Genomic DNA, 15,389 nt, shown 5'->3' with positions numbered 1-15,389 from the left:
CGGCTCGGCGGCTTCTTGCGACACGACCGCGACAAGGCGGTGGAACCGCGGGGACACGGCGGCGGCACCGTCGAAGCCATGACCACGTCACGAATTGCCGTCCTCGGCCTGGCCGGACTGCTCCTGCTGACCACCGCCTGCTCCGGCGGGACCACCACGACGACCGGGACGTCCGTACCGGTGGCCGGCTCGGGACCGGCCAAGGTGCTCTTCCTCGGCGACTCCGTCGCCGCGGGCGAGGCACTGCCCCTGGCCGCCGCGTTCAAGGCGAGCGGCGTCGAGTTCCAGTCGATCGCCGCCGACGGCGGCGGAAACGTCGTCGGACCGTTCTCCGAGGAGAACTGGCGGAAGCTGCCTGGGCAGATCACCTCCGCCCACCCCGCTGTCGTCGTGTACCAGCTCACCACCTACGACTGGGGCAGTGAGGAAGAACAACAGTCCGGCTACGGAAAGCTGTTGACGACCGTGACCGGCGCCGGCGCGAAACTGGTCTTCGTCACCACGCCGCCGATCAAGCCCGACGACTTCTACGAGCCGCACATGGCCGACCTGAACCGCGCGCCCGACGCCGCCCGGGCAGTCGCGTCCTCGGGCAAGGCCACCGTGCTTGACGCGGTCGCGGTGTGGGGCAGCACCTACCAGCAGGACAAGAACGGCAAGGCGGACCGCAGCGCCGACGGGATCCACACCTGCCCGCAGGGCGCCGCCCGCTTCACCGGCTGGCTGCTCGCCGAACTGGCGAAGCTGTTCCCCGGCTTCACGCCTGCGCCGGCGCAGTCCTGGGCCAACACCGGCTGGGCGGCGGACAACCACTTCGGGAACTGCTGATCACCCGCAGCTCTGGAAGCCCACTCGACTGGCGCTCGGTGCGCAGCAAGTACTCCACTGAGCTCCCGCGAGGCAGCAGGCCGGCGCCGCCTGCGTGCCGCGCCGAACGTGCGGAAATGGCGAAGAACGGGACACGGCTGGGAGACATCGGCCTGGAATCTGTAGGCCGGCCGGGACGGTCACCCCCACCGCTTCGCTGTTCGCGGCGAGTACTCCGAAGCGGTCGGCCTGCCGGCGCCGGTTGTGCCGCGTCGGCTGGTACGCCGGGAATCGCGCGTTCCGCAATGATCGGCCGGACGCGCCGCCACCGCCGGGCAAACTGGTGAGCGCGGCCTACATCCGCAGCACCTTCTCGACGCGAACAGCCTCGGCGATTGCGCGCAAAACGCCGATCGCGTCTTCGCCCATCGCGTGCAGGCCGACGTTGTTCGCCCCCGCCGCCAGTTCCGCGTCGATGCCGGCCGCTACGGCCGTCGCGTCGCCGTGCAGCACGAGCGCGTCGATCAACCGGTCGTCGAAGGGGGCGGTGAGGTCCTCGTCGGTGTAGCCGATCCGCCTGAGGTTGTTGGCGTAATTGGCGATACCGAGCATGGGAGCACACCAGCCCTGGCGGCCGCCCGAGCCCGTTCGGCGTCGGTGTCCAGCATGACGCCGTGGCCGGGCACCACCAGTTTGTCCGGTCCGAGGGCCTCCCTCGCGCGGCGGGTGTGTTCGGGCGTCACCTGGAGCGTGAGTGTGCCCGCGACGCGGTCGGCGGCCAGCCGGAGCATCCTGGGGCCGAGCGCGGCCAGCAGCACGCGGTCGGCGGGCACACCAGCCGCGGTGAGGGTGTCCAGATAGCTCGCCACCTTCGCCAGCGGGGACGCGTACCCGGCGTCGATCTCGCGGTGGCCGGCGCTGATGCCGACGAGGAGCCGGTCGGTGTGTTTCCCGGCGATCCGGTGGTAGGAATCCGCGACCTCCTCCGCGTCTTCCTGCCACACGTTGAGCACGCTGGTGCCGACCACGATCCGGTTGGTGGCGTCGAGCAGCCGCTCCGCCGTGAGGAGATCCGCAGTCGGCGACGCGGCCACCCAGATGGCGTCGTAGCCGGCTGCCTCCAGCGCGACGGCGTCCGCCGCGGTCGCCTCGGCGGCGGTCAGATAGGCGCCGAGCGGTCCCAGTTCGATTGTCATGATCACGACTTCAGCATCGGTTGGCGGCGCGAACCAGCGCCAATCGGCACGTGCTGCGATAAGCTCGCCTTATTGTCGAGATCGGCCGAGGGCGGGACCGTGGAGTTGCGGGCGCTGCGCTATTTCGTCGCCGTCGCTGAAGAGCTGCACTTCGGCCGGGCGGCCGAGCGTCTGCACGTCGCGCAACCGGCCGTCAGCCAGCAGATCGCCCGGCTGGAGCGGGAACTCGGGGTTCGGCTGCTCGACCGGTCGCCCCGGCGGGTCCGGCTCACCGCGGCCGGGCAACGCGTGCTCGACGCGGCGCGCGGCACGCTCGCCGCGGCCGGCCAGGTGCGGATCGCGGCGCAGCAGGTCATGGCGACCGTGCGCATCGGCACCGCCGCCGGCATGACGGCCCGGCTGGAACGTGGAATCGACGCTCTCCGCGGCCGGGCGCCGGAGTTCGACGTCGTGCTGGTGGATCTACCGGTCGAAGCGCGGCTCGACGCACTCGGGCAAGGTGACCTCGACCTGGCGTTGATTCGAGGCGTGCGTTCCGTACCCGGGTTGGAGGTGCTGCCGACGTGGAGCGAGCGCCTGTTCGCGGTGGTGTCCCGGCACCACCCGGCCGCGGAGCAGGAGGCCGTCGGCTTGGCCGAGCTGGCCGACGACACGCTGCGCGTCCCGGCTCGCGAGTACGACCCACTGCTGCACGACGCTGTGGTCTCGGCTTTGCACAGCACCGGGCTGCACCCGAGGGCCGGCCGGCCGACGGGCACGCTCCAGGACACGATCGTCGAAGTCGGCTCGGAGCCACAGAGCTGGACGGTATTACCGGCCGACCAGATAGCCGAGATTCGCTCGACCCGCATCCGAGCGATTCCGCTCAAGCCGGAGATGACGATCGGTGGCAGCGTCGTCGTCGCCCCGAAGACGGCTAGCAGTGCGGTCAAATGCGTGGTGGCGGCCTTCCGCGACGAGGACGGGTCTGCCCAGGGTTTGGTTGACACCTGACGTGTGAGGCTTCGGCCTCGCTTGAGAGGATGTCACCGTGCCCAAGCCCTACCCCGTGAGTTCCGCGAAGACGTGATCGCCGTCGCCCGTCGTGGTGAGGCCCCGTTGAAGCAGGTCGCCAAGGACTTCGGGATCTCCGAGGGATGTCCGGCGAACTGGTTGCGCGCGGCTGACGTCGAGGACGGCAAGCGGCCCGGAGTGACCCGCGAAGAGTCCGCCGAGCTGCGGGAACTACGCAAGCGCAACCGGCTGCTGGAGCAGGAGAACGAGGTCCTGCGCAAGGCCGCGGCCTACCTGGCTCAGGGCAACCTGCCGGGAAAATAGCCTTCCCGCTCGTCCGTGACCTGGCCGCGGCCGACGCCCCCGTGCGGGTGTCGGTCGCGGTGACGTGCCGGGTGCTGGGGATCTCCCGGCAGGCCTACTACCAGTGGTGCGCAGCTCCGGTCTCGCAGCGGGACGTCGACGACGCGTATCTGATCAACGCCGCGCTCGAGATTCACGCCGGCGTAAGGCGGGGCCGCCGGTGCACGACGACCTCATCCGCCGGAACTTCACCGCCGACGCACCGAACGTGACGTGGTTGACCGACATCACCGAGCATCCCACCGGTGAGGGCAAGCTGTACCTGTGTGCGGTCAAGGACTGCTACTCCGACAAGATCGTCGGATACTCCATCGCCTCGCACATGCGAGCCTCACTCGCCCCCAGCGCGCTGCGCAACGCGATCGCGCTCCGCGACCCAGCCGGCACGGTCGTCCACTCCGACCGCGGCGCCCAATTCCGGTCAGCGGCCTACCAGCGCCTGCTGCGCAGCCATGGGCTGACCGGGTCGATGGGCCGGGTCGGCGCCTGCGGTGACAACGCCGCGATGGAGTCGTTCTTTTCGTTGCTGCAAAAGAATGTTCTCGACACACGGCGCTGGCGCACCCGCGAGGAGCTCCGGTTGGCGATCGTGTCCTGGATCGAGACGAAGTACCACCGCAAACGCCGGCAACGAGGGCTGGGCAAGCTCACCCCGGTCGAGTTTGAGACCATCTACACGACCGCGTCAGCGGCCTGAGAAATAGTCAGCTCCGGTGTCAACCGAAGTCTGGGCAGACCCGCCGCCGAGTGGAGAAGCTCAGATTATGGCGCATCTCCAACCAGATATCCAGTCACTGCCCGACAGTGACCACAGCCGTATCCGGACCGACATCACTGCCGAGAAGGTATTCCCGCGCTTGTTCCGCGGCCACACGCGCCGAGAACCCCCCCACTGCATCCTCCTCAACGACCGTTAGGGGGAATCGTCCGCTCACCGGCCGCGCCGTCGCAACCTTGTCAGCCGGGCTGCGTAACGCCGTTCTGAGCGTTCCTTCGTCCGTGACCGACCCGATCAACATGGCATTCCGGTCAGGACAGGTCCGACGCGCAGTTGGCCGCGGTTGCCATCGACGTCACATCGAACGTTCATCGCCGTCGTCGCGGCCGTCCCTGCGGCCGGCTTGATCGAGCAGCGGTAGTAGCCGTCGTCGGTGTCGGCCATTGGCGTCCGGCACCGGGGCGGCCGCGCGGTACGGCGTGTAGCAGCCCCACGCCGAAGCCGACCAGGTCGTCCAAACGTCCGACGTCCAGCAGTTCGTCGGCCGTGTGCAGGTTGGTGTAGAACCCGGACGGCTTCGCCTGGATGGCGGACGTGACGTCGCGCGAGACCGAGGGGACGGAGCCCGCGACGGCGAAGATGTTCTCCGGGACGGCGGTGGTGAACAGCGGCACCTTCACGTCACCGTTCACGCCCGCTACACCCTGGTGGACGTGCCCCACGGTCGGCTTCCCAGTACCGGTTCCACGCGAACCAGTAGTCCACCGACCCGCGACAGGTGTCGACGGCCGCGGCCGCTTCCAGCTCCGGGTCATCGCCTGTGCTGGTCACAACGTCGTTGAGTTCGTTGAGCCGGTTGGACGCGAGGGCCCGGTGGGTGGAGGCGTTGCGTCGCCGACGGCTCACCGACCGGAGACGAGGAACCGTCAGGCTCGTCCCGCCGGGCGGGGCCGCGCTGCGGTGAGGCCCGAGAACGTGTGAAGCAGCACGTGCGCCAGGTTGTAGACCACCGCGCCCGGCGGGGCCTGCCGGGCCTGGTCCACGGTTCCCACGATGCTCATCATCGGCTTGGCCGCCCGCTCCGCCTCCCGCGCGACCTCCGCCGCGGCGCGGGCGACCCGGGGCTCGGAGGCGCCGCCGGTGAGTCCCATGGCGACGGACAGGTCGGCCGGCCCCACGAGGACCGCGTCGACGCCCGGCACCGCGAGGATTTCCGGGGCCGCGGCGCACGCCGCGGGTGTCTCGATCATCGGCACGACGATCGTCGTCTCCGCGGCGTGTTCCAGGTGGTCCGCGACACCGCGCGCGCCGAACCGGCCGGCTCGGCTGTACGTTGCGAAACCCCGCTCGCCCAGGGGCGGGTAGTGCGCGGCGGAGACGGCGGAGCGGGCCTGGTCCGCGGTGTCGACGTGCGGCACGATCACCCCGTCCGCCCCCAGGTCGAGCACCCGGAGCACCAGCGCGGGCTCGGCCGCCCCGACCCGGACCAGCACGCCGAGTCCGTGCGCCTGGGCCGCTACGACGTGCTGCTGCACCGGCACCAGATCGGCGGGCCCGTGCTCGCAGTCGAGCACCACGAAGTCCAGCCCGGCCACGCCGGCCAGCTCGACGAGCGGCTCCGACGGCAGCCGCAGCAGCCCGCCGAGCAGCCGCTCCCCCGCGCGCAACCGGTGTTTCAGCGTGCTCACCGAGCCACCATCCCCGCCGACAGGTCGATGTCGGCGGCGCACAGCCCCGGCATCTGCAGCATCGCGAGCACGGCGGCCGCCACCTCGGACTCCGTCACCATCCGGCCGAGCGCCGCGCGGCTCGTGAACGCCCGCTCCGCCTCGTCGTAGGTCACGCCGGTGCGCTCGGCCTCCAGCCGGAAGTTGCGGTCCATCCGCGGCCCCTCGACCGGCCCCGGCGACAGCGAGTTCACTGACACCCCGAGCGGTCCCACCTCACCCGCGAGCGTGGCCGTCAATCCGAGCACCGCCATCTTGGACGCGCAGTACGGCGTCCGCCGCAGCAGTGGCCGCTTCCCGCTCACCGACGCGATGTTGACGACGTCGCCCGCGCGCCGCGCGGTCATGGCGGGCAGGAAGGCCCGGCAGACCAGGTACACCCCGCGCACGTTGACGGCGAAGACCTCGTCCCACTCGGCCGGCTCGACGTCGACCAGCTCCGCGACCGGTCCCGCGACGCCGGCGTTGTTGACCAGCACCGAAATCTCCTCGTCCGCCAGCTCCGCCGCCAGCGCGGTCACCGAGTCCGGGTCGGCCACGTCGCACACCGCGGCCCGGCCCGGCCCCGGCAGCGCCGCCACCGTCTCGTCGAGGGTCACCTTGTTGCGCCCGGTCACCACGACCCGGGCGCCCGCGCCCGAGAGCGCCCCGGCGATGGCGCGGCCCAGGCCGTTGCCCCCGCCGGTGACGAGCGCGGTGCGGCCCGCGAGCGGACCCGTCACGCCGGGTTCCACGACAGCTCGCCCCGGCGGAACTCGGCCGCACGGACGTCGCCCGAGCGGGCGTGGCCCTCGAACAGCTCGACCCGCGCGGCGCGCCCGCAGACCTCGCCGAGCCGCACGCTCGACTCGCTGCTCGTGACCTCCTGGTAGGTGACGGTCTTCAGGTACTTGCCGACCCAGAGCCCGCCCGTGTACCGGGCGGCGCCCCGCGTGGGCAGGACGTGGTTGGTGCCGATCACCTTGTCGCCGTAGGACACGCAGGTGCCCGGGCCGAGGAACAGAGCGCCGTAGTCGCGCATCTTCTCCAGCGCCTGCCGCGGCTGCTCGGTGAGCACCTGGACGTGCTCGGACGCGTACGTGTCGGCCAGGGCGAACGCCTCGTCGACGGAGTCGACCACGTGGATCTCACCGTGGTCGCGCCACGCCGGCTCCGCGAAGTCGCGGGTGGGCATCCCGGGCAGCAGCGCCTCGACGTGGTCGAGCACCTCCCGCGCGAGGCCGGCGGACGTCGTGATCAGCACCGCCGGCGAGTCCGGCCCGTGCTCGGCCTGCGACAGCAGGTCCACCGCGACGACGAACGGGTCGGCCGTGTGGTCGGCGACGATCAGCACCTCGGTCGGCCCGGCGAACAGGTCGATGCCGACCTCGCCGAACAGCTGCCGCTTGGCCTCGGCGACGTAGGCGTTGCCCGGGCCGGCGATCAGGTCGACCCGCCCGATCGTCTCGGTGCCGGCGGCGAGGGCGGCCACGGCCTGCACCCCGCCGAGCAGGTAGATCTCGTCGGCGCCCGCCAGGTGCATGGCGGCGACGGTGGCGTCCGGCACCTCGCCGCGGATCGGCGGGGTGCACGCGGCCACCCGGGGCACGCCGGCGACCTTCGCGGTCACGATCGTCATGTGCGCCGACGCGGTGAGCGGGTACCGGCCGCCGGGGACGTAGGCCCCCGCCGCGGCCACCGGGACGTGCTTCTGTCCCAAGTGGACTCCCGGCAGGGTTTCGACTTCGAACTCCTTGAGCGAGTCGCGCTGGTGCTGCGCGAAGGTGCGCACCTGGTCCTGCACGAACCGGATGTCCGCCAGCACCTGGGCGGGCACCCGGGCGAGGATCTCCTCGACCTGCTCCGGGGAAACGCGGAACGACTCGGGCGACCACGAGTCGAACTTCGCCGAGTAGTCGCGGACCGCGGCATCACCGCGCTCCCGGATGTCGGCGATGATCGCGCGGACGCGCTCGGCGACGTCGTCCCGCCCGGCCGCGACCTGCTCGGCGGGGACGGCGGACTTCAGGACCTTCGGCATGGGATCTCCTTCAGTGGATGGGTGCGAGCCAGTCGCGCAGCACGGTGGCCGCGGCGGCCGGTGCCTCGAGCGTCAGGAGGTGCCCGGCGTCCGGGAGCACCTGGAGGGTGGCGTCGCGCGCGTGCGCGGCGATGGTGTGGTGGAAGGCCGGCGGGCAGAGCGCGTCCCGCTCGCCGCAGAGCACCAGGACCGGGCATGACAAACCCGCGAGCGCGTCGTGGGCGTCGCGCCGGGTGGCCTGGGCGGCCAGCTGGGCGCGGAACACGGCCGGCCCCACCCGCCGGGCCATGTCCAGGAAAGCTTGGTGCGGCACGGCATCCGGCTCGGCGAACATCGCCGGCAGGATCCGTTCGGTCACGGCCGCTTCGAAGTCACCGCGGGCGGTGCGGCGGTCGAGCTCCGCCCAGCCGGCCAGCTGCTCCGGGGTGGGCGCGCCGGCGTTGGTCGACACGGCGCAGAGCCCGGCCAGCCTTCCGGGTGCGCGGCGGGCGACCTCGAACCCGGCGATCGCGCCGAGGCTCAGCCCGGCGAGCACGAACGGCCCGTCCACCGCGGCGAGGATCTGCTCGGCCATGCCGCCGAGGTGCGGGGCGGTGATCGCCGCGTGCACCACCGGTCCCGGGAGGTGCGGCTCGACGCCGGCCCACAGGCCGGCGTCGCAGAGCATCCCGGGGACCAGCACCACCGGCGGCGGCGTCACCGCCCGGCCGGCCGCGGCAGCAGGTGGAAGGGCGCCAGGTAGCCGTTGGGGTCCACGCCCACCCCGGCGTCGGCGGCCGCCTTGACGACCTCCTCGTCCCACTCCAGGCGCACGCGCCCGTCCCCGCTGTTGACGACGAGCAGGCTCGCCGTGTCGTCGGAGACGTTGCGGACACTGCGCCACGCCCCGCGCGGCACGGACAGCATGTCCCACGGCCCGAGGCGGACGCTCACCTCGTCGTGCCGGTTGAGCGTGACCTCCCATTCGCCGTCCTTCACCAGCAGGACCTGGGTCTCGTCGTGGCGGTGGAGCGGCACGCCCTCCCCCGGCGCGGCGCGCAGCCAGGCCACGTTGTGCCCGTGCGGCTGGTAGATCCGCGGTTCCTGGTCGCGGTCCTCGGTCATGCCGAAGCCGATCACCGGGGCCAGCTCGGCGCGCCCGCCGGGCAGCACACTCCCCAGCAGGGCCCGCGCCGACCACTGGAGGTCGCCGGTGGTCGCCACCCGCCGGCGCAGCTTCGCCGCGTCGTAGGACGGCAGCGCGGCGATGTCGTCGGCGGCCATCGGGCGGACCAGCTCGGCCGGGTCCGGCACCTCGTCGCCCGCCTGGGTGTCGACGAGCCGGTTGTCCGCGGTGAGGTGCAGGCCGTGCCCTTCGGCTTCCCGCAGCACCGACGGGCCCCAGATGATCCCGCCGGTGTCGTCGTGCCCGAGGACGGTGAACAGCCACCCGTCGTCGGGGCCGATGTTGGTGAAGCCGCGGAAGATCCACGTCGGGATCGAGGCGATGTCGCCCTCGCGGAGCACCAGCTCGCCCTCGTCGCCGTCGGCGCCCCAGCGGAGCAGGAACTCGCCGCGGAAGCAGAGGAACACCTCGGCGGTGAAGTGCAGGTGCAGGTTGTTGGTGATGCCTTGTGGCATCGCGGCGGCGCCGATGTTGAACCCGTGCGGCTCGCGCAGGTTCACGACCTGGTTCGGGTTCTGGGTCACCCCCGGGCCGATCATCGAATAGTTCTCCTTGCGGTCCGAGCCCGGCGTCCGGCAGTCGATGAACGCCTGGTTGCAGGACACGAAGTCGCTCCGCCGGATCGTCCGCCGCTGCAGCTCCTCAGCCGGGACCCACCCTTCGCCGCTGACCATGACAACCTCCGGAAAGTTGTTGTTAATACGTATGCATGACAGCATCGCGAACACCCGCGTGTCAAGCTCTCTTCCGCGGAAGTTCAGCTAGGATGCGTATGCACAGCCCACCGCCGGAAAGGCCGCCGATGTCCATCACGAGCCATGACGTGGCCCGGCTCGCCGGAGTCTCCCAGCCCACGGTTTCCCGTGCGCTGCGCGGGGATCACCGGGTCTCGGAGGCCACGCGCGCGCGGGTGCGCGAAGCGGCGGAGGCGCTGGGCTACGTGCCGAGCGAGGCGGGCCGCAGCCTGTCCACGCGCTCGACCCGCCGCATCGGGGTGGTGGTCACCGACCTGACCAACCCCTTCTACCCGCACCTGATCGGCCCCCTGCACGACGAGCTCGAGCGGCGCGGGTACCGGATGATGCTGCTGACCGAGCGCAGCGAGACCGCGCTGGAGACCGAGCGGCTGCTCGACCGCTCGATCGACGGCGTGGTGCTCACGACCGCGCTGATCGGCTCCACCCTGCCCGCCGAGCTGACCCGCCGCGGGCTGCCGTTCGTCTTCCTCAACCGGGAGACCGGCAACGACAAGGCCGACGCCGCGGTCGTGGACAACGAGGCCGGCGGCCGGCTCGTCGCCGAGGAGCTCGTGCGCCTCGGCCACACCGACGTCGGCCTGATCGGCGGGCCGGCGGACACCACCACCGGCCGGGACCGGGAGCTCGGCTTCCGCGACGGCCTCTCCGAGGCCGGGGTCGGCCTGCCGCGGCGCGGCGTGCGCCGGGGCCCGTTCGACTACGGCACGGGGTACCAGGGGCTGCTCGACCTGATGGCGGACAGCTCCCGCCCCACCGCGGTCTTCTGCGGCAACGACGTCATCGCGATCGGCGCGATGAACGCCGCGCGGCGGCTGGGGCTCACCGTGCCCGGCGACCTGACCGTCATCGGGTTCGACGACCTGCCGATGGCCGCCTGGGAGACGTTCGACCTCACGACCGTCCGCCACGACCTCGACGGCATGGCCCAGGCCGCCGCGGGCCTGCTGGTCGAACGCCTCTCGGGTGCCGCATCGGACGCGCCGCGCCGCGTGACGTTCACCCCGGCCCTGGTGCCCCGGGGGACGCACGCGCCGCGGTGAAACCCGGCCCTCACACCGGCGCGCTCCGCCGCCGCTCGGCCTCGGCCCAGGCGGCCGGGGTCAAGGCGCCCCCGTAGAGCGGGAGCGGGATCGGCTGGTCGTCCTCCCGCAGCTGGTTCCACACGCGCGTGATGCCGAAGCTGCCGTGCCGGCGCACGGTCGTCACCGCGTCCAGGTCGATCTCGGCCGCGAGCACCCCGGAGCCCGCACCCGGCAGCTCGAAGAGAACCTGTCCTTCGGGGCCCGCCAGCACCGAGTGCCCGACCCCGGTCGGTCCGCTCGCGTTGACGCTCGCGACGAACACCTGGTTGACGGTCGCGTTGGCGCGGGCGAGCACGATCTCCTGGCCGCGATCGGCGGTGTCGGTCCGGACCACGTTGAGCACCAGCTCGGCGCCCAGCCAGGCCAGGTGCCGGGTGGTTTCGGGGAACCACGCGTCGTAGCAGACCGACAACCCGACGCGGCCGACGCCCGGGATCGGGAACACCACGAACTCCCGGCCGGGCCGGAACTCTTCGCGCGGACGCCACGGGAAGACCTTCCGGTAGGCGGCGGCCAGCGCACCCTCGGGTGAGTACACGACGGCGGTGTCGTAAATGTGGCCGTCGGTCCCGAGTTCGGCGACGCTGCCGGGGCACAGCCACAGCCCGAGATCCCCGGCGAGTGCGGCGAAGCACCGGTGCCGCGGGCCGTCCGTGAGCGGTTCCGCGCTGTCCACATCGGACTCGCTCGTCAGGTGCAGCTCCGGGTAGGCCAGCAGCCGGGTGCCCGGGAACCGGTGCCGCGTCGCGGTCGCGTGCTCGGCGAACCCACCGAGTTCCCCGGCCGGCCGGCCGGGGACCTGGGCGAGCGCCAGGCTGAGCGGCCGGGGCATCAGACCTCCTGCAGGGCCAGCCGCTGCGTGCGGAGCGTGGCCGTGGCACGGTGGGCCGCCATGCCCTCCGAGGCGGAGATGACCTCGACGGCGTCCGCGAGGGCGGGGGTGGCCTCGCGGCCGACCCGCTGGTAGGTCAGGGGCCGGAGGAACCGCGACACCGACAGCCCCGCGCCGTGGCGCGCGCCCCCCGCGGTGGGCAGCACGTGGTTCGTCCCGGCCATGCCCTTGTCGGAGTACGCGACGGTGCTCCAGGGCCCGAGGAACAAGGACCCGTAGGCGGTCAGGTGCGAGTGGTACCAGTCGTCGGCGGCGGTCTGGATCTCCAGGTGCTCCGGGGCGAGGTCGTCCATGAGCGCCGCCGCGGTCTCCCGGTCCGCCGCCACGGTGATCGAGCCGTGGTCGCGCCATGCCGGGCCCGCGATCGGCGCGGTAGCCAGGGTCGCGAGCTGACGGTCGACCTCCGCGGCGACCCGGCTCGCGAGCTCGGCGCTGGTCGTGACGAGCGCCGCGGGCGAGTCCGGCCCGTGCTCGGCCTGTCCGAGCAGGTCGGCCGCGACGAGCTCGGGATCGGCGGTCTCGTCGGCGATCACGGCGACCTCGGACGGACCCGCGAGCAGGTCGATCGCGACGGTGCCGAACAGCTGCCGCTTGGCCTCCGCCACGAACGCGTTGCCCGCGCCGACGAGCATGTCCACCGGGGCGTCGCCGACCAGGCCGTGGGCCATCGCCGCCAGCGCCTGCACACCGCCGAGAAGGAAGACGCGGTCCACTCCGGACACGTAGGCGGCGTAGAGCACGGCGGGGTTGGGGCCGCCGTGCGGTTGCGGCGGGGTGCACGCCACGACCGAGGGGACCCCGGCGGCCTTGGCGACGTTGACGGTCATGAACGCGCTCGCGGTCAGCGGGAACCGGCCCGCAGGGAGGTAGGCGCCGACGCGCTGCACCGGGACGTGGCGGTACCCGGCGACGAGCCCCGGCTCGAGTTCCACCTCGAGGTCCTTCAGCGCGGCACGGGACGCCTTCGCGAACGCGGCGGTGCGGGCGGCGCCGAGCTCGATCGCCGCGCGGAGGTCTCCGGGCAGCGACTCGCCGCTGCGGCGCATCTCCTCGCGCGAGATCTCCAGCGGCCGGCCGTCGTACCCGTCGAGCTCGGCGGCGTACCGGGTCACGGCGTCGAGTCCCTCGGCGCGGATCCGGCCGAGCATGCGGGTCACCGTCTCGATGACCGCGGGGTCGCGCTGGGCCGGGGCTCCCCCGGCCGCGGGCTGCTTGACGGCCGTGAACCGGCCGGCGAAACGACGCTGGATGGCTTCGGTGAAGTACATGCCCCGAAAGCTAGTTCCGTCACTGCCACAGGACCACCTTGTCTTTCGTTGGATGAGCTATAGGATTCCCTTGTGACACTGACGCAGTTGCGAGCGCTGGTCGCGACGGCGCGGCTCGGTTCGTTCACGGCCGCGGGAACCGCGCTCGGCTACAGCCAGGCGGCGATCTCGGAGCTGGTGCGCCGGCTGGAGGAGGAGTGCGGCCTGCAGCTGTTCCACCGGGGCGGGCGACGGCTCGCTCTGACCCCGGCGGGCGTGCAGCTGCTGCCGCACGCGCAGCAAACCGTGAGCGCGGCGGAGAACGCCGAGGACACGGTGAAAGCGGTGCGGGGCTTGACCGGCGGAGTGGCCTCGTTCGGCCTGTTCCGCAACGCGGACTTCTACCTGCTCGCGGAGCTCGGCGAGCGGTTCGCCACCGCGCACCCGGCCGTGCGGGTCCGCCTGGTCGGGGTCAACGCCGCGCTGGTCGCCGAGGCTGTCGCGGCCGGCGACCTGGAGGCGGGCATCGTCGTCCTGCCGGTCACCCCCGCCGGGCTGGAGATCACCCCGCTCGCGCGCGACGAGGTCCTCTACGTGTCGGCCGATCCGGCCCACGTCGGGGCGCCGGTGGACATCACCACCCTGGCCGGGCGCCGGCTGGTCTGTTACGACGCGCACGCCGGCTGGGCGGACCCGGACCGGCTGCAGCTCGCCGAGCGCGCCCAGCTCGCCGGGGTGCGGCTCGAGCCGGTCATCGAGGTCGAGCAGGCCCAGGCCGCGCTGCACCTGGTCGCCCGCGGGGTCGGCGACACGTACCTCTCCCGCGCGGTGGCCGAACGGCTCCTCCGCACGGAAGGCCTGCGCCTGCACACCACGACCTTCGACCCGCCCCTGCACAACACGTTCGCGCTGGTCCGGCGGCAGCACACGCAGCTCTCCCCCGCCACCGCGGAGCTCGCCCGGCTCGCCGTGGACCTGCTGCTGCGCAACTCCACGCTCGAACACCGGCGGCCCCTGCCCGCACAGGGACCGCCGGAGCCGTGACCGAACGCCGTCAGCGGGCGAACTTGTCGGCGGAGAGCTCGCTGCGGAACGTCTCCTTCATGAACACGGTGATCACCACGAGCGCCAGCACCGCGGCCACCGCGAGGTAGACCCACACGGCGTAGATCGTGCCGAACGTCGAGACCAGCAGTGTCGCGACGAACGGCGTGATGCCCATGAAGATCGAGAACGAGCTGTTGTAGGCGATCGAGCTGGCGCTGAACCGGGTCCGGGTGGCGAACAGCTCCGCCGCGCAGACCGTGACGATGCCGGTCAGGAAGAACTCCGGGACGATGTAGATCAGCTGGCTGGCCACCGCGCCCCCGAAGGTGCCCGTCTGGCCCACCCAGAACGCCAGCGGTACCAGGAAGATGCAGCACAGCGCCCCGGCGACCAGCATCGGCTTGCGGCCGACGCGGTCGGAGATCGCGCCGGCGAGCGGCAGCAGCGGGATGAGCACGGCGACCGAGATCGCGTTCGACAGCCAGGCCGCCGACTTCGGCAGGCCCAGGTTGTCGGACAGGTACTCCGGGTAGAAGGTGACCCAGGTGTAGGACAGGATCGCCAACATGATCGAAGCGCCGCAGAAGACGAGGATCGGCCGCCACTGCGACCGCAGCGCCTCCCGGAACGGCGCCGCGACGACGTTGGTCCCGTGCTCGGTGGCGGCCATGAACTCCGGCGTCTCGTCGATGCGGCGCCGCAGCCAGACCCCGATCAGGCACAGCGGCAGCACCGCCAGGAACGGGATCCGCCAGCCGTAGCTGTGCAACGCCGCGTCGTCGAGCACGGCGCTCATCAGCGCGGCCACGCCGGCGCCGGCGAGGATGCCGAGGAAGCAGCTGTTGGACGCGAACGAGGTGTAGAAGCCCCGGCGCCGCGGCTCCGCCCACTCGACGACGAACGCGACCGCGCCGACGTACTCGCCGCCCGCCACCATGCCCTGCACGACCCTCAGCACCAGCAGGATCATCGGCGCGGCCAGCCCGATCTGGCCGTAGGTGGGCAGGACCCCGATCAGGGCCGTCGAGATCCCCATGAACAGGATCGTCCACAGGAGGATGCGCTTGCGGCCGAACCGGTCACCCCACCGGCCGAGGAGCGTCCCGCCCAGCGGCCGCACGAGGCAGGCGATGGCGATCACCGCGTACGCGCTCAGCACGCTCGCGGTGCGGTCGGTCGCCGGGAAGAACGACGAGGCGAGGACCGGTGCCATGTAGCCGTACAACCCGTAGTCGAACTGCTCGACGAAGTTGCCGATGCTGCCGGCGACGATCGCGCGGCGGATCACTTTCCGACGTCCGGCGGTACCGGCGGACGTGGCTGCGGTCGGCGCGACGATGGACATGACACCTCCATTGTGCCACAGCGGGGGAG

General features: G+C 72.1%; 15 protein-coding genes and 1 pseudogene. 5 read left to right on the top strand and 11 right to left on the bottom strand.

What is annotated here, in order from left to right; all coding sequences use genetic code 11:
• The first annotated feature begins 78 nt into the window (after positions 1-78).
• Positions 79-828, top strand: coding sequence for an SGNH/GDSL hydrolase family protein (locus AB0M83_RS26940; protein ID WP_364521152.1), 750 nt, complete (start codon positions 79-81; stop codon positions 826-828).
• Between the two features lie 333 nt (positions 829-1,161).
• On the opposite strand, the gene AB0M83_RS26935 is transcribed toward AB0M83_RS26940, so the two are convergent.
• A complete protein-coding gene (locus AB0M83_RS26935) occupies positions 1,162-1,335 on the bottom strand; it encodes a hypothetical protein (protein ID WP_364521151.1) in 174 nt (57 codons plus the stop codon).
• Entirely contained in the window at positions 1,332-2,003 is a 672-nt protein-coding gene (locus tag AB0M83_RS26930; RefSeq protein ID WP_364521150.1) for an LLM class F420-dependent oxidoreductase, read from the bottom strand. Before AB0M83_RS26930 ends, AB0M83_RS26935 begins: the two co-directional genes overlap by 4 nt.
• 72 nt (positions 2,004-2,075) lie before the next feature.
• Here AB0M83_RS26930 and AB0M83_RS26925 point away from each other — a divergent pair, with 72 nt between their 5' ends.
• Together AB0M83_RS26925 and AB0M83_RS26920 are read left to right on the top strand one after the other, a co-directional pair.
• On the top strand, positions 2,076-2,996 hold the full coding sequence (locus tag AB0M83_RS26925; RefSeq protein WP_364521149.1) for a LysR family transcriptional regulator: 921 nt from the start codon (positions 2,076-2,078) through the stop codon (positions 2,994-2,996).
• A 21-nt stretch (positions 2,997-3,017) separates the two neighbouring features.
• A pseudogene (locus AB0M83_RS26920) lies at positions 3,018-4,056 on the top strand (IS3 family transposase).
• Positions 4,057-4,445: 389 nt separating this feature from the next.
• Here AB0M83_RS26920 and AB0M83_RS26915 read toward each other — a convergent pair.
• From AB0M83_RS26915 to AB0M83_RS26890, 6 genes are all read right to left on the bottom strand, one after another.
• Entirely contained in the window at positions 4,446-4,892 is a 447-nt protein-coding gene (locus AB0M83_RS26915) for a CHRD domain-containing protein (protein WP_364521148.1), read from the bottom strand.
• A 111-nt stretch (positions 4,893-5,003) separates the two neighbouring features.
• Positions 5,004-5,765: an aldolase/citrate lyase family protein gene (locus AB0M83_RS26910; RefSeq protein ID WP_364521147.1), complete on the bottom strand. Its 762-nt coding sequence runs from the start codon at positions 5,763-5,765 to the stop codon at positions 5,004-5,006.
• The gene (locus tag AB0M83_RS26905) at positions 5,762-6,526 is read right to left on the bottom strand and encodes an SDR family NAD(P)-dependent oxidoreductase (protein ID WP_364521146.1); all 765 of its coding nucleotides are present in this window, start codon (positions 6,524-6,526) and stop codon (positions 5,762-5,764) included. The genes AB0M83_RS26910 and AB0M83_RS26905 overlap by 4 nt, the downstream gene beginning before the upstream one ends.
• Positions 6,523-7,824 (bottom strand): histidinol dehydrogenase, encoded by a 1,302-nt coding sequence (gene hisD, locus AB0M83_RS26900; protein WP_364521145.1) that lies wholly within the window; start codon positions 7,822-7,824, stop codon positions 6,523-6,525. The genes AB0M83_RS26905 and hisD (AB0M83_RS26900) overlap by 4 nt, the downstream gene beginning before the upstream one ends.
• 10 nt (positions 7,825-7,834) lie before the next feature.
• Positions 7,835-8,509 carry an alpha/beta fold hydrolase gene (locus AB0M83_RS26895; protein WP_364521144.1) on the bottom strand — a complete coding sequence of 225 codons (675 nt, stop codon included), beginning with the start codon at positions 8,507-8,509 and terminating at the stop codon, positions 7,835-7,837.
• A gap of 11 nt (positions 8,510-8,520) precedes the next feature.
• On the bottom strand, positions 8,521-9,663 hold the full coding sequence (locus tag AB0M83_RS26890) for a cupin domain-containing protein (protein WP_364521143.1): 1,143 nt from the start codon (positions 9,661-9,663) through the stop codon (positions 8,521-8,523).
• A 128-nt stretch (positions 9,664-9,791) separates the two neighbouring features.
• Here AB0M83_RS26890 and AB0M83_RS26885 point away from each other — a divergent pair, with 128 nt between their 5' ends.
• Positions 9,792-10,787, top strand: coding sequence for a LacI family DNA-binding transcriptional regulator (locus AB0M83_RS26885; RefSeq protein ID WP_364521142.1), 996 nt, complete (start codon positions 9,792-9,794; stop codon positions 10,785-10,787).
• Between the two features lie 10 nt (positions 10,788-10,797).
• Here the strand turns inward: AB0M83_RS26885 and AB0M83_RS26880 are convergent, their stop codons facing one another.
• Both AB0M83_RS26880 and hisD (AB0M83_RS26875) read right to left on the bottom strand, forming a co-directional pair.
• Complete coding sequence (locus AB0M83_RS26880) at positions 10,798-11,661, bottom strand: carbon-nitrogen hydrolase family protein (protein ID WP_364521141.1); 864 nt, start codon at positions 11,659-11,661, stop codon at positions 10,798-10,800.
• On the bottom strand, positions 11,661-12,989 hold the full coding sequence (gene hisD / locus AB0M83_RS26875; protein WP_364521140.1) for a histidinol dehydrogenase: 1,329 nt from the start codon (positions 12,987-12,989) through the stop codon (positions 11,661-11,663). Before hisD (AB0M83_RS26875) ends, AB0M83_RS26880 begins: the two co-directional genes overlap by 1 nt.
• 72 nt (positions 12,990-13,061) lie before the next feature.
• On the opposite strand from hisD (AB0M83_RS26875), the gene AB0M83_RS26870 reads away from it, so the two are divergent.
• Positions 13,062-14,012 (top strand): LysR family transcriptional regulator, encoded by a 951-nt coding sequence (locus tag AB0M83_RS26870; RefSeq protein ID WP_364521139.1) that lies wholly within the window; start codon positions 13,062-13,064, stop codon positions 14,010-14,012.
• A gap of 10 nt (positions 14,013-14,022) precedes the next feature.
• On the opposite strand, the gene AB0M83_RS26865 is transcribed toward AB0M83_RS26870, so the two are convergent.
• Positions 14,023-15,360 (bottom strand): MFS transporter, encoded by a 1,338-nt coding sequence (locus AB0M83_RS26865; RefSeq protein WP_364521138.1) that lies wholly within the window; start codon positions 15,358-15,360, stop codon positions 14,023-14,025.
• Between the last annotated feature and the right edge of the window lie 29 nt (positions 15,361-15,389).

It is taken from the genome of Amycolatopsis sp. NPDC051106 (assembly GCF_040682775.1).
Taxonomy (GTDB): Bacteria; Actinomycetota; Actinomycetes; order Mycobacteriales; family Pseudonocardiaceae; genus Amycolatopsis.
The sequence above is the reverse complement of the archived record's forward strand: the minus strand, read 5'-3'. Positions and strand labels throughout refer to the sequence as shown.